The organism is Halalkalibacillus halophilus DSM 18494 (genome assembly GCF_000423105.1).
Classification (GTDB): domain Bacteria; phylum Bacillota; class Bacilli; order Bacillales; family Alkalibacillaceae; genus Halalkalibacillus; species Halalkalibacillus halophilus.
In genome coordinates this window covers 1-20,649 of record NZ_AUHI01000010.1, presented here as the reverse complement: position 1 = coordinate 20,649, position 20,649 = coordinate 1, and the positions used below count along the sequence as shown (strand labels likewise).

General features: G+C 35.8%; 22 protein-coding genes. 6 read left to right on the top strand and 16 right to left on the bottom strand.

The window, feature by feature from the left end:
* Nucleotides 1–73 precede the first annotated feature (73 nt).
* A complete protein-coding gene (locus G532_RS0107365) occupies nt 74–1,186 on the top strand; it encodes an aminopeptidase (RefSeq protein ID WP_027964220.1) in 1,113 nt (370 codons plus the stop codon).
* A gap of 316 nt (nt 1,187–1,502) precedes the next feature.
* Here the strand turns inward: G532_RS0107365 and murC are convergent, their stop codons facing one another.
* From murC to G532_RS0107335, 6 genes are all read right to left on the bottom strand, one after another.
* Nucleotides 1,503–2,798: a UDP-N-acetylmuramate--L-alanine ligase gene (murC, locus tag G532_RS0107360; RefSeq protein WP_027964219.1), complete on the bottom strand. Its 1,296-nt coding sequence runs from the start codon at nt 2,796–2,798 to the stop codon at nt 1,503–1,505.
* A 165-nt stretch (nt 2,799–2,963) separates the two neighbouring features.
* The gene (locus tag G532_RS0107355) at nt 2,964–4,073 is read right to left on the bottom strand and encodes a nicotinate phosphoribosyltransferase (protein WP_027964218.1); all 1,110 of its coding nucleotides are present in this window, start codon (nt 4,071–4,073) and stop codon (nt 2,964–2,966) included.
* Between the two features lie 74 nt (nt 4,074–4,147).
* Nucleotides 4,148–4,765, bottom strand: coding sequence for a YtpR family tRNA-binding protein (ytpR, locus tag G532_RS0107350; protein WP_027964217.1), 618 nt, complete (start codon nt 4,763–4,765; stop codon nt 4,148–4,150).
* Between the two features lie 7 nt (nt 4,766–4,772).
* Nucleotides 4,773–5,585 carry a DUF1444 domain-containing protein gene (locus tag G532_RS0107345; RefSeq protein ID WP_027964216.1) on the bottom strand — a complete coding sequence of 271 codons (813 nt, stop codon included), beginning with the start codon at nt 5,583–5,585 and terminating at the stop codon, nt 4,773–4,775.
* A gap of 96 nt (nt 5,586–5,681) precedes the next feature.
* Nucleotides 5,682–6,704: a PTS sugar transporter subunit IIC gene (locus G532_RS0107340; RefSeq protein WP_027964215.1), complete on the bottom strand. Its 1,023-nt coding sequence runs from the start codon at nt 6,702–6,704 to the stop codon at nt 5,682–5,684.
* Nucleotides 6,705–6,733: 29 nt separating this feature from the next.
* The gene (locus G532_RS0107335) at nt 6,734–7,243 is read right to left on the bottom strand and encodes a hypothetical protein (RefSeq protein ID WP_027964214.1); all 510 of its coding nucleotides are present in this window, start codon (nt 7,241–7,243) and stop codon (nt 6,734–6,736) included.
* Between the two features lie 104 nt (nt 7,244–7,347).
* Between G532_RS0107335 and G532_RS0107330 the strand changes: the two genes are divergently transcribed.
* Nucleotides 7,348–7,788, top strand: coding sequence for a YtoQ family protein (locus G532_RS0107330; RefSeq protein ID WP_027964213.1), 441 nt, complete (start codon nt 7,348–7,350; stop codon nt 7,786–7,788).
* A 142-nt stretch (nt 7,789–7,930) separates the two neighbouring features.
* Here G532_RS0107330 and G532_RS0107325 read toward each other — a convergent pair whose 3' ends face one another.
* The gene (locus G532_RS0107325; RefSeq protein WP_027964212.1) at nt 7,931–8,998 is read right to left on the bottom strand and encodes a M42 family metallopeptidase; all 1,068 of its coding nucleotides are present in this window, start codon (nt 8,996–8,998) and stop codon (nt 7,931–7,933) included.
* A gap of 170 nt (nt 8,999–9,168) precedes the next feature.
* On the opposite strand from G532_RS0107325, the gene G532_RS0107320 reads away from it, so the two are divergent.
* Entirely contained in the window at nt 9,169–9,480 is a 312-nt protein-coding gene (locus G532_RS0107320; protein ID WP_027964211.1) for a peptidase M4, read from the top strand.
* A gap of 57 nt (nt 9,481–9,537) precedes the next feature.
* On the opposite strand, the gene G532_RS0107315 is transcribed toward G532_RS0107320, so the two are convergent.
* The 4 genes from G532_RS0107315 to G532_RS0107300 all read right to left on the bottom strand — a co-directional run bounded on the left by G532_RS0107315 (nt 9,538) and on the right by G532_RS0107300 (nt 13,031).
* Nucleotides 9,538–10,392: a YtnP family quorum-quenching lactonase gene (locus G532_RS0107315; RefSeq protein WP_027964210.1), complete on the bottom strand. Its 855-nt coding sequence runs from the start codon at nt 10,390–10,392 to the stop codon at nt 9,538–9,540.
* A 13-nt stretch (nt 10,393–10,405) separates the two neighbouring features.
* A complete protein-coding gene (trmB, locus tag G532_RS0107310) occupies nt 10,406–11,047 on the bottom strand; it encodes a tRNA (guanosine(46)-N7)-methyltransferase TrmB (protein WP_027964209.1) in 642 nt (213 codons plus the stop codon).
* A gap of 174 nt (nt 11,048–11,221) precedes the next feature.
* Complete coding sequence (locus tag G532_RS0107305) at nt 11,222–12,010, bottom strand: phosphotransferase family protein (RefSeq protein WP_027964208.1); 789 nt, start codon at nt 12,008–12,010, stop codon at nt 11,222–11,224.
* A 91-nt stretch (nt 12,011–12,101) separates the two neighbouring features.
* On the bottom strand, nt 12,102–13,031 hold the full coding sequence (locus G532_RS0107300) for a diacylglycerol/lipid kinase family protein (protein WP_027964207.1): 930 nt from the start codon (nt 13,029–13,031) through the stop codon (nt 12,102–12,104).
* 48 nt (nt 13,032–13,079) lie between these two features.
* On the opposite strand from G532_RS0107300, the gene G532_RS14975 reads away from it, so the two are divergent.
* A complete protein-coding gene (locus G532_RS14975; RefSeq protein WP_051189104.1) occupies nt 13,080–14,114 on the top strand; it encodes an EAL domain-containing protein in 1,035 nt (344 codons plus the stop codon).
* Here the strand turns inward: G532_RS14975 and G532_RS0107290 are convergent.
* The 4 genes from G532_RS0107290 to G532_RS0107275 form a co-directional block, all read right to left on the bottom strand.
* A complete protein-coding gene (locus tag G532_RS0107290) occupies nt 14,098–14,997 on the bottom strand; it encodes a hypothetical protein (protein WP_027964206.1) in 900 nt (299 codons plus the stop codon). The two genes, G532_RS14975 and G532_RS0107290, sit on opposite strands and share 17 nt — an antisense overlap.
* Before the next feature lie 10 nt (nt 14,998–15,007).
* Entirely contained in the window at nt 15,008–15,574 is a 567-nt protein-coding gene (thpR, locus tag G532_RS0107285) for an RNA 2',3'-cyclic phosphodiesterase (protein WP_027964205.1), read from the bottom strand.
* Between the two features lie 106 nt (nt 15,575–15,680).
* Nucleotides 15,681–16,400: a pseudouridine synthase gene (locus G532_RS0107280; protein ID WP_027964204.1), complete on the bottom strand. Its 720-nt coding sequence runs from the start codon at nt 16,398–16,400 to the stop codon at nt 15,681–15,683.
* A gap of 13 nt (nt 16,401–16,413) precedes the next feature.
* Entirely contained in the window at nt 16,414–18,033 is a 1,620-nt protein-coding gene (locus G532_RS0107275) for a putative polysaccharide biosynthesis protein (RefSeq protein WP_027964203.1), read from the bottom strand.
* Nucleotides 18,034–18,121: 88 nt separating this feature from the next.
* Between G532_RS0107275 and G532_RS0107270 the strand changes: the two genes are divergently transcribed.
* Nucleotides 18,122–19,390, top strand: a complete 1,269-nt coding sequence (locus tag G532_RS0107270) for a BaiN/RdsA family NAD(P)/FAD-dependent oxidoreductase (protein WP_027964202.1) — start codon at nt 18,122–18,124, stop codon at nt 19,388–19,390.
* A gap of 24 nt (nt 19,391–19,414) precedes the next feature.
* A complete protein-coding gene (locus tag G532_RS0107265; protein ID WP_027964201.1) occupies nt 19,415–20,170 on the top strand; it encodes an exodeoxyribonuclease III in 756 nt (251 codons plus the stop codon).
* A 200-nt stretch (nt 20,171–20,370) separates the two neighbouring features.
* Here the strand turns inward: G532_RS0107265 and G532_RS0107260 are convergent.
* Nucleotides 20,371–20,649: transposase (locus tag G532_RS0107260; protein WP_027963380.1), on the bottom strand; the 279-nt coding region annotated here is incomplete at its 5' end.

Genomic DNA, 20,649 nt, shown 5'->3' with positions numbered 1-20,649 from the left:
CTAGGTAGTGATTTTATTTTGATATTTCAGTATAATGGTTCCATAAGATTGTAAAATAATGAGGAGGACTATTATGCGTGACGAAAGATTAAATACTTTAGCAGATTTATTAGTAAATTATTCTGTAAAACTTCAACCTGGAGAAAAATTGTTAATCGAAAACACTGGGATACAACAAGAATTTGTGTCAGCGATTATCGATAAAGCTTATGAAGCTGGTGGGCATCCATTTGTTAATTTAAAAGATCAAAAGATTATGCGGAGTCTTTTAAAGGGAGCAAATGAGACACAATTAAAGGCATGGGAAGAACATGAATCTACTGTCATGCGAGATATGGATGCTTACATTGCTATACGTTCAGGTGATAATATCAATGAACTTTCAGATGTACCAAGTGAGAAAAATAAGTTATTTGGACAAACTTTGATGAATGTTCACCGAAATATTCGTGTTCCACATACAAAATGGTGCGTGTTACGTTACCCGAATGAATCAATGGCTCAATTAGCAGAAATGAGTACGGAGGCGTTTGAAGACTTTTATTTTAACGTCTGTACACTAGATTACGAGAAAATGAGTAACGCAATGGATGCGCTTGTTAAGAAAATGGAAGAGACAGATTTAGTAGAAATTAAAGGACCAGGTACGGACCTTTCCTTTTCAATTAAAGACATACCTGTCATCAAATGTGCCGGCAAACTAAACATTCCTGACGGTGAAGTATATACTGCACCAGTTAAGGATTCCGTACAAGGTACATTAACGTATAATACACCTTCTCCTTATCAAGGTTTTACCTTTGAAAATGTTGAGCTTACATTTGAAAATGGAAAAATTATAGAAGCAAAAGCAAATGACTCAAAACGAATTAACGAGGTGTTTGATACAGACGAGGGTGCTAGATTCATCGGAGAGTTTGCAATTGGGATTAACCCACACATCCTCCATCCTATGAAGGATATCTTGTTTGATGAAAAAATTGACGGAAGCTTCCACTTCACTCCTGGACAGGCATATGACAATGCTTATAATGGCAATGATTCTTCTATTCATTGGGATATGGTGAACATTCAACGTTCCGATTACGGTGGAGGAGAAATGTATTTCGACGGAGAACTAGTAAGAAAAGATGGAAAGTTTGTAATTCCAGAGTTAGAAGCACTAAACGCAGAGAATTTAAAATAATAGTCGTGAAAAATTACATTAGATTCTAACAAATAAGAGGCTGGGACAGAAGTGTATGAAGCCATGAATATTCCGAACAAAGCTTATAAAAAGCGGATGAAATAGACGGAGACTCCTGTGGGAAATAGAGCTTAGGTGAGACCCCGGAATGCGTAGCATGAGGAGGCTTTCCAGCTCCCCACGGAAAGCGCAGTCTATTTCAGGAGCGAGTTAGTCGCACCGCATTTCATTGTTCGGATTTTCATATTAACACTTTGATTTGTCCCAGCCTCTTTTAAATATTGACCTTGAAATGAAATAGTCTAAGAACTAAATGCTAAGCAAGTTTCTTAAAAGCTTCTTGGTACTTTTGAATATCTCCAGCACCCATAAATAAGATGACACTTTCCTCATGTTTCTGTAAAACGGCAGTTTCTTCTTCTGGTAACAACATTGCGCCGTCAATTTTGTCTTGCAGATCTTGTATAGTTAATGATCCATCTTGTTCTCGCGCAGATCCAAAAATATCACATAAATATACATAGTCAGCTTTGGCAAGACTATCGGCAAATTCTTGTAAAAACTGCTTCGTTCTAGTATACGTATGCGGTTGGAAAACAGCTATAACGTCTTTAGACGGATACTTCTTTCTTGCGGAATCAATTGTAGCTTCAATTTCTATAGGGTGATGCGCATAGTCGTCGATAATAACTTGCCCATTCTTCCACTCCGTCTCCGTAAAGCGACGCTTCACACCTTCAAATTGATAAATCTTTTTAATTTCATCTTTTGAAAATGATTCATAATCACACAGGGCTATGACACTTAGTGCATTTAATACACTATGGTCGCCATACGTTGGAATTTGAAATGTATCATAAAATGTACCACGAACAAACACTTCAAAAGTAGTGCCTTCTTCAGACTGCGTCACGTTTTGTGCTTGAAAGTCATTACCGTCAGAAAAACCGTAATAAACAACAGGTACATTCGCTTGAATTTCTTGAAGCTTTTCATCATCTCCACAAGCAATGATCCCTCTTTTTACTTTCATAGCCATCTCTTGAAATGCTTGAACCACATCATCTAAACTTTTGAAATAATCCGGGTGATCGAAATCAATATTCGTCATTATTGCATAATCGGGTTCATACGAAAGGAAGTGCCTACGATATTCACATGCTTCAAACGCAAAATATTCACTTTCAGGATGTCCTAGACCAGTACCATCCCCAATAAGATAGGATGTTGGCACATTTTCACTTAGTGTATGGGCTAATAATCCTGTAGTGGATGTTTTCCCATGTGCACCAGTTACTGCAATACTAGTGTAATTACTTAAGTATTCACCTAAAAATTCGTGATACCAATAAAATGGTAGACCTAACTCTTTTGCACGAATCACTTCTTCATGTTGATCATTAAAAGCATTCCCAGCAATGATGGTTAATCCATTAGTGATATTTTCTTTATCAAATGTCATAATAGGAATACCTTTTTTGTTTAAGCTTTCTTCAGTAAAAAAAGATTTCTCTATATCAGACCCTTGAACTTTTTCTCCGGAATCATGCAAAATTTGAGCTAATGCACTCATACCAGTTCCTTTTATCCCAATAAAATGGTAAGTCGACATGAATCGAACCCCCGTTTTCTTTCATATCTAATCATTTATATGATTGTATTTTCTAATTTGCTTTTACTATTATAGCAGAAATAACTAGAATAGCCAGCATGATGTCTACTTTCTAACACATTCTATTAATCATGCCAAAAGAAAAGATTGATTGCAATCATGCAATCAACCTAAATCAAAGTCAACTTTTTCCAAACGGTCGTTGTAATGATAGCTTCTTCCTTCTTTTGCTTCTCTTTCGCCGTTTAATTTGACATTATCTCCTGTAAAACCGATTTTCATTTTGAGTAAATTGCTACCGATCCCATACATATCTACAGGAACATGCAAGGATTCAAACAATCGAATCTTCTCTTCTGTGAAACCACCACTTGCAACAATCTTCACATGTTGATACCCCTCATCATCAAGTGCTTTTCGAAGGGCAAAGATTAGTTGTGGATTGACCCCTCTTGGATCAAACGAACCCATTAATTCCTGGTTTCGAAAGAAGTATTTATCGACCATATTTTTAGAAGTATCCACTCTAACCCCTTTAAGTTGATCTCCAAATTCCCGTGCCACTTTTAGCGAATCAACGATTACATCATTATTATAATCCACTAATGCGATCAATTCATCATTTGGATAAGTATCCTTGTATGCTTTTGTTGCTTGTACAATATCGCCTTTAAACATTTGCACTAAAGCATGTGGCATGGTCCCTATTCCTTTTTTCCCCCACCATTCATTCATCGCGTGAGTAGCTTGAGCCGTGGAGCCGCCTATATAAGCAGCATACCCATCTCCAGATTGCTGTGTATAGTGATCGTCACGATCCCCCATAAAAATGACCGGCTTTTCCTTACCTGAAGATTTTGCAGCTTTAACAACTTCATACACATTGGTAGCAACAGAAGTTCTTCTACCTAATATGCCATCCATTATCCCTTCAAGAAATCCGAAATCTTGATAACGGCCAGTAACCGTTAAAACAGGTTCATAAGGAGAGACTTTGTCCCCATCCTGCAATGCATAGATATCAAGGTTCTCCGGTGAATCAGCGAAAGTATGAAGCAATGCAATAACTTCATCTGTACCACAGAGAACAGCGTCTTTTTTTTGAAAAAATTGCATCGTCACATTATTATCTTCTAAGTGTTCCTCCACAATTTTCTTTGTCTTCAAAAAGTAGACCGCAGAAAACCAACCTTCACCAATTCGTTCATCGAACTTAAATGTCTCATTTGTAAGTCTTTTCCTGTGACCTTTTTGTTTTAATTCGAATTCCTTCATTTTTACCCCTCATTTTAACGGAAAATAATTTCTCTATTTTATCGTAACTACTAAATAAAAATTTGACAATATACTTAGGAAGAAACCTCGAATGCAAATGGTTGTCCTACCTCTGCATCATCACTTAAGACAAAGATTCCTTCTTGTTGAGTCGGATCATCTAAGTTCAATTCTTTTGCTGAGCAAATCATTCCTGAAGAAGCAACGCCTCTTAATTCTGAAGCCTCAATAGCCATTCCATCAGGCATGAACGCTCCTACTTTAGCCACAACAACCTTTTGGCTTTCCGAGACATTCTTTGCCCCACATACAATTTGTAATTCCTCTTCCCCAACATCAACTTGGCAAATATTTAGTTTGTCAGCTTCAGGATGCTTTTCTACTTGGCTTACCTTTCCAATTACAAACTTTGGCGATACGTCCACTTGTTCAAGTGTATCTTCAAGGCCATTTTGTTGAAAGATTTTCTCAAAACGTTTCACTAATTCGCTATCTATCTGAATGGGTAAGCCCTCTTGTAAGTTTAAATACTTTGAGGCATTAAAGATATTATATGCTACAACATCTTTTGTTTCCTTATCTTGAACTTTCGTCACATCACCATAAGACTTGGTTTCTACATTTTCTTCTGTCTTTTTTAATGTAATGATAAATACATCGCCAATACCTTTTGTATTATATACTACTTGCATATGTCCACTACTCCTTGTCTTGTTCTGGTTTCTTTTGAGCCATAATAAAGATTGGTTCAAGTTTTTGGTCTTCATATAAAAATGGTAAAGCAGTAATTGGGTTACGACCATCAGCGAAAAATTGCATCATCATCTGAGCGAGAATATCATACCCCATTTTATTCTTTATATCAGCGAAAATGAGCACATCCTGATGTGGAACTCCTACTGCAAGTTCCCCCTCTGCTTGTGCTTTCATTCCTTCTAAAAAGGCCTCATTCAAAATTCTACTGGCATCATATCCGTCTTTAGAAGATAAGAAATAAAAAGTATTACCTGCTACTTCTTCTGATTTCAAATCTGTAGATAATCTACGAACATTAAACATAGCTACTTGATGAACTCTTTCTTGTTCCCATTGTTCTTTGTTTAATAAATCTTCGTCTATCAACCGATAGGACTTACCCAGATCAATGGCATAGTAGACTCTTGTCTCCCCAGTATGCTCTGTGTAAATTAATGGTACTCCCTTATTTGATTCTGTTGGGAAAGATCCAGAACGAATGACTGGAAAAATATTTTCTTCTTTACCAACCAGCGTCTGTTCCTCAGCCATAATAGTTAAAGCTTCTTTAATATGCCCTTCTAATTCATCTAAGGCTTTTTCTTTACGGTTTTCCCACTTTGCAATTATTCCTGGTAAGGAAATTGTTACTCCTTGTTTGGAATCCATCCATTCTATTCTAAATGTGTCTTGTTCACGATCAAAGTGTGTATTCCATGCTTCATTCACAAAACGATCTTCTAATTTTCTTTTCATTTTCATACTAGTCATTTCCATTGTTTTTGCCTCCTTTACCGAAGCACATTGAATTATATTTTATCATGTATAGAATAAAGAAAAAAGCATGAGTGTTTGTCCTCATGCTTCCATGGCTTATTTAGTATCTAATTTCATATCGCCAAATTTTATCCAGCCTTTTCTTCTGAAAACCTCAGATAAAATTAGGCTAATGACAGCTGGAGCTACAATCATTAACAGCACGACTGAAACAAATATTTCTGGAGTGAACCCCATCGTTTCTATCGCCATAATGGGTCCTACCATCCCACTTGTACCCATTCCAGCCCCTATTGCATTATTCTCTAGCTGGAGCCAAACAGTGGCAATGGGAGCTAATATGATTCCAGTAATTGTAGGTGGTAATAGAATAATCGGTTTTTTTACTACATTTGCAATTTGTAACATAGAAGTTCCAATCCCCTGAGAAACTAGACCGCTTACACCGTTTTCTCTATAACTACTTACTGCAAATCCGATCATTTGTGCCGCACATCCAATCGTTGCAGCTCCGGCGGCTGTACCTTCTAAATTTAACATAATAGCTATGGCAACACTGGAAATCGGGGCTGTAAGAGCTAACCCCATCAATCCGGCCACGATCATCCCCATTAATAATGGTCTTAAATCAGTTGCCCAGTTTATAATACTTCCAAAACCATCTAAAAATTGAGAAATATACGGACCTACAAACTCCCCAACTAAAAATCCAGTAATAATCGTTACGAAAGGGGTAACTACAATATCAATTTTTGTTTCACCACTTACCAGTTTACCTACTTCAATCGCAAGTAGGGCTGCAATGAAACTTCCAGCTGGCCCACCTAGCTCTGCCCCATATGCACCTGCGAATAAAGCACTGTATAAAACGAGCGGTGGTGCCTTTAAACCATGTGCAATAGCAACACCGATTGCGCCACCATAGATTACTGGTTGTGTTGCAAAACCTCCAATTTCAACAAAGGTTTGAGGCATGCCTGGGATTTGTAAACCAATTGTTTCAATAATCACACCTATAATTAATGACGCAAATAACCCAAGCGCCATGTAACTTAAAGCTGTTATTGCATAATTTTGAAAAGAAGGTTTAACTCCCTTTCGTTTAAAAAAGGCTTTCAACTCAGTTACCCCCGTCTATTATTCGATACTTAATTTTCATCAATGGAACGGATCATATTAATCATCATCTCAACATCTTCTTCTACTTGATTTACATTAGAAATGGTTGACATTTTTATTCCACCTATACCTAAATGTATTTCCATTTGGTCTTCATCACTTTGAATCGCATGCAAATAAGTAAAAGCATCTTCATTTTCAAACGTACTTAAAAATAACTCTTCTTCATTTTCCTCTAGATTATTATAAAACCATTTACTATTAGGTGCCTCAAATTCATTTATAAATAGTACAAAAGGTCGCTCTCCATCAGTAAAAATCACATTATAATTACGATCTTCACTTACTTCAAGCTCCTCAGGCTTATAAATATCTAGCATATTTAAAGAATAGTTTTCTTCATTTATCTCTGTTGATAAAAATGCATCTTTCAAGCGATTCTCTGCGTCATTTAACGCCTCTTCCTCTGATTGCGAACACGCGGCAAAAATCACTAGAGTAACAACTACCAAAGCACTTAACTTAAATTTTCTTAACACTTTTCCTTCCCCCATCATAAAAGGTAATATTAGTTGACAAACGCTATGTGTCCATTCATATTTACTACTAAGATTTATTATTCTAGTTATTAGGAGGTATATATATGAATTTATCTATTTATCTAGCTGGACAAATCCATGATGATTGGCGCCAACAATTAAAAGAGCAAGCGAGCAAAGAAGGACTATCTATTTCCTTCTTTGGTCCTCAAGAAAATCACTCTTTATCAGATGATATTGGCGAAAACATCATGGGCAAACAACCGAATCAATTTACAAAAGATGATGCCGCTTCTGCAGTTAATAATTTCAGAACGGAACTCATGATGCAAAAGTCAGATGCTGTTATTGCATTGTTCGGTGAATCTTATAAACAATGGAATACGGCTATGGACTGTGGCATCGCTATTGCAATGAATAAACCGCTAATCATTATTCGCCCTGAATCCCTGATTCATCCCTTAAAGGAACTATCTAATCGAGCAAATGTAACTGTAGAAACTATTGAACAGGCTGTTGAGGTTCTATCATATACGTACAAATAAGCTATCTCTTTGGTCTATTTATCTATCGGGTCCTAAAAGAAGCTATATATAATATGAAACGAGAGAGGACTATTCCTCTCTCTTTTTATTTAGTTTCATAGCGTTTTACGTTTATATATTTTATAAACGAACCACCGTTATATTAACTGTTTTGTTTAATTGTGTCCACAGTAGTTTGGTCTATAGATTTTATCAATTTTGTTAACAATTCTTTCGCTGCTGCATAATCATCTACATGAATCATAGAAGAGCTAGTATGAATGTAGCGCGAACATATACCTACAACCGCTGATGGAACTCCTTCATTAGAAGTGTGAACTCTTCCTGCATCTGTTCCACCTTGTGAAATAAAATACTGATAAGGGATAGAGTTGCTTTCTGCAGTATCTAAGATGAAATCTCGCATTCCTCGATGGGTAACCATCGTTCGATCAAAGATTCTTAGTAAAGCACCTTGACCTAATTGCCCAAATTCATCTCCTTTACCTTCCATATCATTGGCTGGGGATGCATCTAAAGCAAAGAACAAGTCAGGATTAATCATATTAGCTGCTGCTTGTGCACCACGAAGACCCACTTCTTCTTGCACCGTGGCACCAGAATATAAAGTATGGTTTAGCGTTTCATTTTGAAGTTCTTTTAATAGTTCAATAGAAAGCCCGCAACCATAACGATTATCCCAAGCTTTAGCCATGATTTTTTTGTCGTTTGCCATTTCAGTAAAAGGGCATACTGGAACTACTGCTTGACCTGGTTTAACACCTATTCGCTTCACATCTTCTTCATCATCTGCACCAATATCAATTAACATATTTTTAACTTCCATCGGTTTCTTTCTCTGCTCAGGCGTAAGATTATGAGGAGGAATGGAGCCAATCACACCATCTACCAAGCCATGATCAGTTAAGACTTGCACACGTTGAGCAAGCATAACCTGGTTCCACCAGCCACCAAGGGTTTGGAACCGAAGCATTCCATTTTTCGTTACTTGAGTTACCATGAAACCCACTTCATCCATATGTCCTGCTACCATTACCCGCGGGCCTTCACCTTTTTTCACACCGAACACTCCACCAAGTCCATCCTGTGCAATTTCATCTGAATATTTTTCTAATTCTTGCTTCATGAAATTTCTCACCTGATGTTCATTTGCAGGAGCTCCTGGTAGTTCTGTTAACGTGCGAAACAATTGTTTCGTTTCTTGATTCATTATGTATCCATCCCTTCTGATATCATTATCCAACCTTATTTTATATGAAAATTTAGATTTCGGCAATATTACTTAGGAAATCGAAATAATTAGAGCGGTTCACGGTTTATTATTTTGCTTAAAAGCATTATAATAAGAATCGACAAACTACAAAAATTGGAGTGGATCACATGAAGTGGTATAAACTAGCAGTACCAGCTGCAATTGGAATTTCTGTTGGTGCGGTAATCGGAAAGAAAGTCAGAGATGAGTGGATTATACCTGAGGTTGCGTTAAAACGTGTGAAGGAACAATTTAAGGAACACGGACCAATTAGTGGTTCTTGGATATTAATGAAAAAAGAAGATTTCGAACAAGACGGAAAAATCTATCAAACGTATAGAGGCGGTGTATCAAGAAATATTGATGGCGAGACACTTCAATATAATTTTGTTGCAGACGCTACCAATGGCAATATTTTAGATACAGCTGAATATAAATAAGTCATAAAGTAAAACCCTGATCGAAGTGAATTTTCTGAGATCAGGGTTTATTTCTATTTACTTATATTCATACCTTTCACGCTCAAGAGAATCTAGCTTTTCTCCATTTTCATTAAACTTAATCGCTCGAAGATAAGCATCATGATAAAACACAAACCACCTGTTCTCTTCATATGCTTCTTCCAACAATTTCTTTTTTGAATACACACTTGTCACAGGATAATCATCATAAGCGAGTACCCATAATGGATTTTGATGTCCATGTGTAGGCATCAAATCTGCCATATGAATAAAAGAATCATGTTCATCTTTATATTTTATTACACTATGACCATTACTATGGCCACTAGTATGATGCATAGTTAAACCAGGTAAGATTTCTATTTTATTATCAAAAGTAGATACCTGTTCCTGTATTGGTTTCCAGTTTTCTTCCCAGTACGTATTTTGTGAACGAATATTTGGTTCGCGCATTTCATCCCATTCCACTTTTGATGTATAGATTGTAGCATGCTTAAAGGTGGATTCTAGCTCCCCATTTACCATCTCAGAAAGTCCACTTGCATGATCAAAATGTAGGTGCGTCATTAAAATTATATCTATATCCGAAGCCGATAAGCCTAGTTTCTCCAAAGAAGAATGTACCAAGGTTTCTTCGAAAACACCATAATTGCGTTTTTGCTTTTCATTCATTTTGTCCATACCAATTCCTGAATCTATTAATATATTTTTACCCGATACTTGAAGTAGAATTGGATCGCAACGAAGTTCTATTTGATTCTTTTCATTATGTGGATATTTCTTACTCCATAATGGTTTAGGTACTACTCCAAACATCGCACCACCATCCATATGAGTTACTCCGCCATTTAACCAAGTTAATTTTGCATTTCCAATCGTTATTGTTTCCACGATCAACCACCTCTTATTTCTGGAATTTTGCGACGCATCTATAAATAGGTTGTCCTTTACTTGCAAATTTCTCTTCATATTCTGTCATTACATTTTTTTCATCTTCATCATTGTGTAAATCAACGGAGACTTCTTTAAGTAACATTCCGAAAGCTGAAAAACTTTCAATAGAATATTCAAAGAACTTCCTGTTGTCGGATTTTAGTATAACTTCTCCCTCTTCTTTTAACACAGCCTGGTATTGCTCAAGAAAACTTGGGAACGTTAATCTTCTTTTCGCATGTCTTGTTTTAGGCCATGGATCTGAGAAGTTCAAGTACAACGTATCTACTTCGTTTTCCGCAAATAGATCCCTAAGGTCTTCCGCCTTTTGATGAATCAGGCGAGCATTTCTTATGTTATTATCTTTTAAATGTTCAATAGCACTAACAATGACATTTTTATCTCTTTCCATCCCTATAAAATTCACTTCAGGATGTTGGAGAGCCATTCCTTTAATAAATTGCCCCTTACCAGTTCCAATTTCTAGAGCTAATGGTTGATTGTTATTAAATACAGTTTTCCATTTCCCTATCTGTTCAAATGGTCTTTGTTCTACTACGTGATCGTTTTCTTTAATATAATCGTCTGCCCATGGCTTGTTTCTTAAACGCATGATTTCACCCTTCACTTCAAAATTCATAGTTTTATCATATAACAATTCACGCTTTCAATAAAGTATAAGGATGGGTGAAAGTCGACAATTATATTTTCTATTCGACGAATACTACATAAATTGAAATATATAAAAACACCACATTGCGACAAAGGCAATGTGGTGTTCATTTTATTAAGTAAATAAATATGGTTGATGATTTATTCTCATTTTCCAGTTTGCAGCTTCTTTATCATTTCCTTTTGCTAAGTGCCATAAGTAATAGGAAATGGATTGGGCGGCCATATACCACTGAATACGAACGAGTAAATCATTATTTAATTGCACGCCGTACGACGCTAACCACTCTTCCCAGCCTTTACGCGGGATATATTGATAAAGCATCATGCTTAAATCCATAGCAGGATCCGCAATTACTGCATTATCCCAATCTATTAAATATAGATGATCTGTTTGGCTTAATAGAAAGTTCTCGTGGTTAATGTCTGCATGACAAACGACTTTAGGTCTATTTTCAACATTACGTATAGTTGAGAATAAGAATTGTAATGTATCGTAAATCACGTCTGTATATTCTACATCTTGATTATTAGCCTCTTTTTTCAGCTCCATTAACATACGCACTGGCTCTAATGGTTGCTTTTCCATGCGCATGAACAAATGAAGTATTTCAGATGAGTGATGGATTTTACTTATTAAATCAACAACTGATCTTCCTTGCATTTCTGGTTTATTAAGAACTCTTCCCTCTAACCATTGTTGAGCAGTAATGACATCGCCATTAGTCAAACGTTTAGTCCATACTAATTTAGGGACAATACCTTCTGCTGATAATATCGCTAGAAAGGGAGAAGTATTACGTTTCAAAAAAAGCTTCTGGTAATAACTTTCTGCTACATATGCCTCTCCTGAAGCACCACCAGCTGAAGATATAGACCAGTTTGAATCTAATATTTGTTCCATCCATCTCACCTTCTTTCAATCAAATTTGATTAGTCAGACTAAATTAGAATAACGTATTTATGATGTTCGTTTCAAGGGAACATCGCATATTTTATTTTTTTACTATATACGTAGCTTTAATTCCTTTCTTTATATGAGAATAATAAGTGGAACTTGTAAAGCCATCCACTTGAAAGGGAATAGCTTCATCAGATTCAACGCTAATCACACGTGCTTGATAGGTTTCTACCTCTTTTAATCGCGTATGTAACCCAAAGAATACAGTAATAAAAAGAATGAATACTTTTAAACGAGCTATTTTATTTACGATCGTTACTGTAAAATACTCGCCATTCACTTTGGCCTCTGGCGCAATTTTCATTCCACCACCAAAATAGGGATGATTACTAACGGTGATCATCCAAACATCCTCTTTAGAAAGAATTTGACCATCAAGGTTTAGTTTTAGGTCCTTTGGGCTATATATAAATAAGTTAGTGATTAATCCTAAAACATAAATTAAAGGTGTTAACTTCCAAGCATTTAAGCGCGATTTCCATTTTGATTGATTTACAAAAGAAGCCACTTCCGCATCAAAACCAAAGCCCATACTTGTTGCAAACCGTTTAGGAGTCTGGTTTTCTTCTTTATCAACACGGTATTCTCCAAACCAATATGGGTGAAGCTGATGTTCCTGGACTATTGTTTCTATTTGTTTAAATCCATTTAAAGACATCTGATTACCTCGAGCAAAGTCATTACCAGAACCCGCAGGAACAAAAGCTAATAGAATTTCATCTTCAGAAGTAAGACCATTTATTACTTCATAAAAAGTACCATCACCACCAATAATAATCAGAACTTTTATTTTCCCTCTGTGTTCTGAGACTATTTGCTTAGTTAATAGTATCGCCTCGTCAGATTTAGTAGTATAATAGACAGAACTATTAGATTGAAGTTCAGGATGCGCATTCATGAAACGTTTATAAATCATTTCACCTAATTTATTACCTGCAACAGGGTTAATTATAAATATATACATGGAAGCGTTCTCCTTTAATATTTTACAAAACAGAATGGAGTGCATAGTATGCAAGCATTATGTAATTACTGTGGAACAGTGTCCCCTTTACTTGAAGAAGGATATTTAAATATCCACAACGGCAACGAATCTTTTAAACTAATTGAAAAGAAAGACAATGAGAACTTCTATAAAAATGGAAATTTTTTATCGATTCATTATAATGACGTAGATCAAATAACTCCATTACTGAAACTTTTTATAGATAAAGGGTACGGAAACGAGTGGGTTCGTTTAACGAATCGTTTAGAAATGGAAAGACCAACACACCTTACCATTTACCACTTATATCATAGAGCATTGAATCCAGAATTAGTCGAAATTATTAAAAACGAACAATTCGAAACACATATTCAACCAATTTTTGACCTACAAAAAAATAATTTATACGGGTACGAGTCTCTACTTAGAACAACTACGAGTGATGTTTCTCCAGGAAAACTATTTCGGTTTGCTGACGAATCAGGATTACATTCTTATTTAGATCAGCGTGCACGAAAGCTTGCTATTGAAACAAAAGTTGAAAGAATTGGACCGGGGTTACATTGCTTTATTAACTTCTTACCTTCTTCCATTTACAACGCAGATTTTTGTTTACAACACACCTTTTCCATTGTGGAGGAACATAACGTTTCACAGGATGAACTTATTTTTGAAGTTGTGGAAACAGAACAAATAAATGATACAGATCACTTAAAAACAATTCTAGAAAAATACCAGAGTTCAGGCATGAGAGTCGCATTGGATGACGTCGGGTCTGGTTTTAATAATTTAGAAATGTTAACGAAACTGAAGCCAGATATCATTAAGATTGATCGTAGTTATGTAGATCGTTGTTATGAGCGTCCTGAAAGTGAAGCGTTTATTTACCAAGCAATCCAATTAGGTGAAAAATTAAATATAATTACCTTAGCTGAAGGCATTGAAACGGAACAAGAACTGCTTTGGCTTAAAAATAAAGGAATTGATTTGGCACAAGGGTACTATTTAGGTAAACCTTCGAAAGATGCCATTCACGATTCGTCTGTTAAAAATCGTCACTAACACTTTCCCACTCGGGACGCTTAATAGAGGTCACCTGAGTATATTCTAACAAAGCACCAGCAGCCTTTAGTTGTTGGTGCTTTAATGGTGTTTGTTCTTTACGCTGTTTTTCAAACCAATATTCATAGTTGCTACGATCCACATATGTCGTGTGCTTCGAACTTGTTTGAGCTTTTATAAAGGCATCTCTAGCCAACAAAATCCGGTGAACGGGAAAATCGACTTCCTGCTGATTGAGAATACTTTCCACCGTATTTGCCATTCGATTCAAACTAATATTAGGGTTAACTATGTTGGTTTTTTGTTGGTTTTTATTTTTCACCCATTTTCGTTGATCCAACGAGTCATAGGTTACCTCTTCCTCAGGTAAAATTGAAATACACAAAACCGAAGTCGGAGTTACAATTACTACCTCCACTTCAATTAATGCTTTTTGAATTTTAAATAATGGTTCATACATAACTAAAAATGTGTCTGGAAATCGTGTTAAAAAGTATTTTAACGTAGCATTTGTCGAATAATATTGATCTAAAAAAGAAACTTCTTGTAACGTACTCGAAGCCCATTTTAATTGAAAATCAAAGATTTGATTCAAGAAAGCTTGCTTTAATTCAAGTTCTGAATTCGGAATCGGCTCTGTTACCACCTCTTCTTCTTCTGGTGGTTTCTTCCGCTGAAAAAATCGCTTGAGTTTACTTTCTTTATCTTCTTCAAACCAATCGTCCCGCTCAGCTTCCAAAGTTAGCTGATCCTTGTCTTGCTCCCACTGATTCAATACCCCTTTATAATTTTCCTTTTTTAATCGAATAAACTGGCTAGGGTAACGAAAAATATCATTTTGATATCTAGATATATAATCTTGCAATTTAATTAATTGTGCCACTTCTATCACCTCACGATGGCAATGTAATCGTATGAACAACTTCATATTTTGGTATTTTCTCAGGATGCACTTGATATATGTTTATGGAATCAGCTTCAAAAGTAAAATTAGTATCCACCTTAATTTTTGAAGCTAATTGGCCATTGGATATATATAATTGCTTCTTTTCCCATTTTTTCGCAAGAGTTATGTGCGGTTTATACGGTCTTAGTTCGCGACCAAACCCAATCTTTTCACATTCTCGCTCAATGAATTCCTTAAGATTAGACAATGTGTGATGTTCCTTGACAACTCCATACATGACACGAGGTTGCTTTTCTTTACCGAAAAAATCGATTCCATCAACCTCTAACAACATCGAGTGAAAGTTAGATATATTTCCTAGGAAATATTTAATTTCTTCAAGTTTTTCTTCTGAAACAGATCCTAAGAATTTAAGTGTAATATGGAAATCTTCCCCATGAATCCATGTCTTATAGTGTACAAATGGTTTTACAGCTTGTTGCCAATGTCTCAATTTCTTAGCTCTATCAGATGGTATGGGAACCCCAATGAAATAATGGGCATCGTCAGCCATGCAATCATCACTTCTCTTTCTTTATTTTGTACTTATATTGTACTACAAGATCGACAAGATTTTATGTTATTTCTGATTATTTAAAAAATATTTCATGACAGCTTCGTCAATCTTCATCCATACTTAAAGCTTCATACTCTTCCGAAGTTAGTTCTCTAAATCCTTCAAGTGGTAACTCCTCATCAATCACTAAGCTACCAATGCGTAACCTGTTCAAATACAATACTTCTTTTCCTAGTGCTTGAAACATTCGCTTAATTTGATGGAACTTCCCTTCCGAAATAATAACTTCTACTTCGGAATAGTCCTTGTGAGAATTTAAAATTATTAATTCTGCAGGCTTGGTCACATATCCATCATCTAAGGTAATCCCTTTTTTGAATTGTTCAACATCTTGCTCGGTTACTTCTCCATTTATTTCAGCATAGTATTGTTTCGTTACATTTTTCTTTGGTGATGTCAGACGATGGTTAAGTACTCCATCGTTCGTTAATAAAATTAGTCCTTCTGTGTCCTTATCAAGCCTTCCTACAGGGAATAAATCAAATTTATCGTACGAAGGATCAATTAGATCTGTTACACATGGATCTTTTGCATCCTTTGTAGCTGATAATACTCCTTGTGGTTTATTTAGCATAATATAAACATATTCACGGTATTCTATTGGTATGCCTTGTACAACAACCTCTGAATTTATGGGATCAACATGAGCAGAAGAATCTTTTACAACCTTCCCATCAATATGAACGCCACCTTTTTTTATTAACTTCTTCACATCTTTCCTTGAACCAAAGCCTTCGTTAGCAAGTAATTTATCCAGTCTCATCTAATCACCTAATTTAAATAAATATTTTCGAGATTTTCTTCACTCGCTCTCCAAGTAAACGTTCTAGTAATGTTGTCTTGTAAGCAAGCCATAGATAAACATATCCGCCAATCACAACAGAAGTAACTAATTGTGTAAAGACCATCATCTTCGACAACTCATCAAATAATAAGCCCACAGAAGACCTTACAAGTACTACTATTGCACCCATTACTATTGCTAAAATGATAATTAAAAGCAACTTCTTCGTTAATGCTTTTAAATCAAAACGTGTCACTCTGTAAATTACAATCAAATTTAAAATGCTAGCTGAGCCTACAGCAAGTCCAGTTGCTAAAACAGCACCTGTAGCTCCAAACTGTGTAATGAGTGGCATATTAAATGTAATTTTGACAAATAAACCGATTGCTAAACTAATCACTGCAAAATTCTGCTTATTTAACCCTTGTAAAATTGCCGCAGTTACTGTAAATAACGCAAAGAACAGGGCAATAGGAGCATAGTATCCTAACAATGGACCTGCATAGCTAATGGAATCAATACTATAAAAAGTACCATACGCTTGATCTGACAATAGTGATAAACCAACTACAGCAGGTAAGATTAATAAGAATATAATAAGCAGAGCTTGATTGATATAGCTATTATATTGTTTTGGGTTATCTTCTGTAAAAGCACGTGTGATTGCTGGTAGCACTGCTAAAGCGAGCCCAGTAGCAATTGTTACCGGAATAATTGCTAACTTATGCCCATAAAGGACAATAACTGATAATAATTCTTCTGACATTTCTCCTTGACCAATTGAGGTCATCGCACGGTTAAATGTTAATGTATCAACAAACTGATATAGTGGCGTTGCAATACCTACTAATATGAATGGACCTGCGTACGTTAACATTTCAATATACATTTGCTTTTTAGATAACTTTGGATCTTCCCCAGCTACAGTAGCAAGTTCCTCATCGATATAAGGTTTTCTTCTTTTATAGTATCCTGCTAAAATCACTGCTGAAGCTAAAGCTCCGACAAATGCTGCAAATGTAGCTAGTCCAACCGCTAATGAGACCGTCCCTTGAAATACATGAAGGACCATATAAGCTGCTGCTAGTAAGAATACAATTCGTACAACCTGTTCCACAACTACTGATACAGCTGTTGGCCCCATTGACTCATGACCTTGAAAATAACCTCTTACCAAGCTCATTGGTGGAATGACGATCAACGCAAAACTTACCATCTGAATAACGAATTTTACATCTTCTACACTATTAGACAGCTGTTCACTAGGAACAACAAAATTAGCAAGAAGTCCGGCAGTAAAAAACATAATTAAAAAGCATACGACACCCATGACTAACATTAATAACATACCGGACTTAAACATAGCTTCTTTCGTCTGGTAGTCACCTAACGCATGATATTTAGACACGAATTTAGACATGGCAAGTGGGATGCCTAAAGTTGCTATACTAATAAATATCATATAAGGTGTATAAGCATATTGAAATAAAGCTCCACCCGTTTCTCCTACAAGTGCATAAAAAGGAATCACATATAAGATTCCAAGTACTTTTGATAAAAAATTGGCACCTGTTAACATCATGGTGCCTCTCATAATATTTGAATTCGACATTTTTTCACCTTCTATAGTTGTTCATTTCTCCTCATTTATTTTATCATACAATAGAAGACAATTAACCAATAGAAAGGAAATGAATCCTTTGAAATATGATGTAGTCGTAATTGGAGGAGGACCCTCTGGTTTAATGGCAGCAATTACAGCTGGCCAGAATGGTGCAAAAACTTTATTAATTGAAAAAGGTAAGAAATTAGGGAGGAAGCTAGCAATTAGTGGTGGTGGCCGTTGCAATGTCACCAATGTGCTTCCCGATGAAGAACTCATAGATCATATTCCGGGAAACGGGCGTTTTTTATATAGTCCTTTTTCAACTTTCAACAACCAATCAATTATCGATTACTTTGAATCACTTGGAGTGAATTTGAAAGAAGAGGATAAAGGTAGAATGTTTCCGGTTAGTGATAGCGCAAAAACGGTTGTTCAAACATTATTAAAAGAACTTGACCGTTATAACATCGATACGTTGATGGAAGCAAAAGTAGACGCAGTTCATTATGGGGATGAACTACATCAAATAACAGTCGATGGTCATGAAAAAATAAATACCTCCTGTGTGGTTATTGCCGCTGGTGGAAAATCGGTTCCCCATACTGGTAGTGAAGGACAAGGATATGCATGGGCGAAAAAGGCAGGACACACCATCACCAAACTATACCCAACAGAAGTACCCATGACATCAAATGAACCTTTCATTGTGAATAGAGACCTACAAGGAATATCACTGAGGGACGTTTCCATAACCGCTTTTAAACCCAATGGTAAACCAATAAAGACCCACAGGTGGGATCTAATATTCACCCATCAAGGTGTATCAGGTCCGGCCGCCTTACGATTAAGCCAATATGTAGTGAAAGCACTTGACCAATTTAATGTAGACACTATTACATGTGAAATAGATACATTTCCTGACCGTTCAGAAGATGAATTAACCCAATGGCTACTAGAACAATCTAAAAATAACCCCAATAAATCCATTAAACAAGCTTGGAAAGAATTAGTGCCTGAGCGTTATTTGTTGCACTTATTTGACCTTGCTGATTTAAGTCCCATGCAAACATACCATCACTTAGAAAAAAGAAAAGTGATTGATTTTGTAAACAAACTAAAACATTTTTCTTTCAAACTAAACGGTACTTTATCCATCGAAAAAGCATTTATTACTGGTGGAGGAATTTCATTAAAAGAAATTGTCCCAAATGAAATGGCATCCAAATTAATGGACAGGCTCTATTTTTGTGGAGAAATCTTAGATATACACGGATACACTGGTGGATTTAATATTACCGCAGCATTTTCCACGGGGCATGTTGCTGGGATGAATGCAGCATGGAAAGCATTATCAAATAAATAAATTTTAATGGAGCTGTATGTTTAAATGAAACTTATATCTTGGAACGTAAATGGACTACGTGCCTGTGTTAGAAAAGGATTTTTAGACTATTTTCATAATGAAAATGCGGATATCTTTGCTGTACAGGAAATAAAGCTTCAGGAAGGTCAAATAAATCTAGAACTAGACGGATATTATCAATATTTTAATTATGCTGAACGTAAAGGATATTCAGGTACAGCCGTTTTCTCTAAACAAAAACCGGTCTCCACATTTATACCTGACTTTCATGAACTTGCAAGTATAGAGGGTAGAGTACTAGGATTAGAATTCGAATCATTTTATCTATTAAATGTATATACACCAAATTCCCAAAGATCACTAGATCGATTACCTTTAAGGATCGAGTGGGAAGAAGCGATCTATCAGTATATAAAACAATTAGAAGAGAAAAAACCCGTCATAATCTGTGGAGATTTAAATGTAGCACACCAATCCTTGGATGTTAAAAATGATAAAAGTAATAAAGGCAATTCTGGGTTCACGTATGAAGAACGGAGCAAAATGGATAATATACTTGCAACAGGATATATTGATGTTCTTCGATATTTCTATCCAGAACGTGATGATTTATTTACATGGTGGTCTTACATGAAAACAGTGCGCGAACGTAATATCGGATGGAGAATTGATTACTTTTTAGTATCCACTAGACTTGAAGATAAGCTGGTAGATTTCAATGTCGACCATCAAGTGTTTGGTAGTGATCATTGTCCAATAAAAATGAAGTTAAATCTATGAATCCCATTACGTTTCACATAAATTCCTCATTATATTTTCCAAGCTTTTGCTTCCTAACTAAATAGGATTTATCTGCACAACTTCGTTGTTTCACACATAATAATCAACTATTGTGCAGGTCTACTCTACCTTCTTAATAACCTTGTCATAATAAGGTTCTAAGTCAAATGTTGGGGTGCTCTCTTAGGAGCACTCCTAATTTATGCCATTTGTCCTTGTATATGTTTATATTGATGATGCAATAAAATCTTTTTGCGAAAGCGATCAAAGCGTCGGAATCCAAAGGCATTTCGTTTGATTACTTTGGTTTGGTTATTAATCCCTTCAATGTATCCATTGTGAAGCTCATAACCAAAACTATTCATAATCTGTTTTTGCCAGTTTTGAATGGTTTCTATCGCTTTTTCGAATTCAGGTATACCTACTTTCTTCACGCTGTCATAGAAGTCGTATAAACGCTCCTTTATTTGCCTTAGATG

Excerpts from the sequence above, each read along its gene's own strand:
- G532_RS0107320 (WP_027964211.1), top strand. The coding sequence starts at position 9,169 with ATGAAGTGGTATAAACTAGCAGTACCAGCTGCAATTGGAATTTCTGTT.
- ytpR (WP_027964217.1), bottom strand. The coding sequence starts at position 4,765 with ATGCAAGTAGTATATAATACAAAAGGTATTGGCGATGTATTTATCATT.
- G532_RS0107280 (WP_027964204.1), bottom strand. The coding sequence starts at position 16,400 with ATGAGACTGGATAAATTACTTGCTAACGAAGGCTTTGGTTCAAGGAAA.
- murC (WP_027964219.1), bottom strand. The coding sequence starts at position 2,798 with ATGTCGACTTACCATTTTATTGGGATAAAAGGAACTGGTATGAGTGCA.
- G532_RS0107330 (WP_027964213.1), top strand. The coding sequence starts at position 7,348 with ATGAATTTATCTATTTATCTAGCTGGACAAATCCATGATGATTGGCGC.
- G532_RS0107275 (WP_027964203.1), bottom strand. The coding sequence starts at position 18,033 with ATGTCGAATTCAAATATTATGAGAGGCACCATGATGTTAACAGGTGCC.
- G532_RS0107345 (WP_027964216.1), bottom strand. The coding sequence starts at position 5,585 with ATGGAAATGACTAGTATGAAAATGAAAAGAAAATTAGAAGATCGTTTT.
- G532_RS0107305 (WP_027964208.1), bottom strand. The coding sequence starts at position 12,010 with ATGGAACAAATATTAGATTCAAACTGGTCTATATCTTCAGCTGGTGGT.
- G532_RS0107300 (WP_027964207.1), bottom strand. The coding sequence starts at position 13,031 with ATGTATATATTTATAATTAACCCTGTTGCAGGTAATAAATTAGGTGAA.
- G532_RS0107355 (WP_027964218.1), bottom strand. The coding sequence starts at position 4,073 with ATGAAGGAATTCGAATTAAAACAAAAAGGTCACAGGAAAAGACTTACA.
- thpR (WP_027964205.1), bottom strand. The coding sequence starts at position 15,574 with ATGGCTGACGATGCCCATTATTTCATTGGGGTTCCCATACCATCTGAT.
- G532_RS0107365 (WP_027964220.1), top strand. The coding sequence starts at position 74 with ATGCGTGACGAAAGATTAAATACTTTAGCAGATTTATTAGTAAATTAT.
- G532_RS0107325 (WP_027964212.1), bottom strand. The coding sequence starts at position 8,998 with ATGAATCAAGAAACGAAACAATTGTTTCGCACGTTAACAGAACTACCA.
- G532_RS0107265 (WP_027964201.1), top strand. The coding sequence starts at position 19,415 with ATGAAACTTATATCTTGGAACGTAAATGGACTACGTGCCTGTGTTAGA.
- trmB (WP_027964209.1), bottom strand. The coding sequence starts at position 11,047 with ATGCGTTTAAGAAACAAGCCATGGGCAGACGATTATATTAAAGAAAAC.
- G532_RS14975 (WP_051189104.1), top strand. The coding sequence starts at position 13,080 with ATGCAAGCATTATGTAATTACTGTGGAACAGTGTCCCCTTTACTTGAA.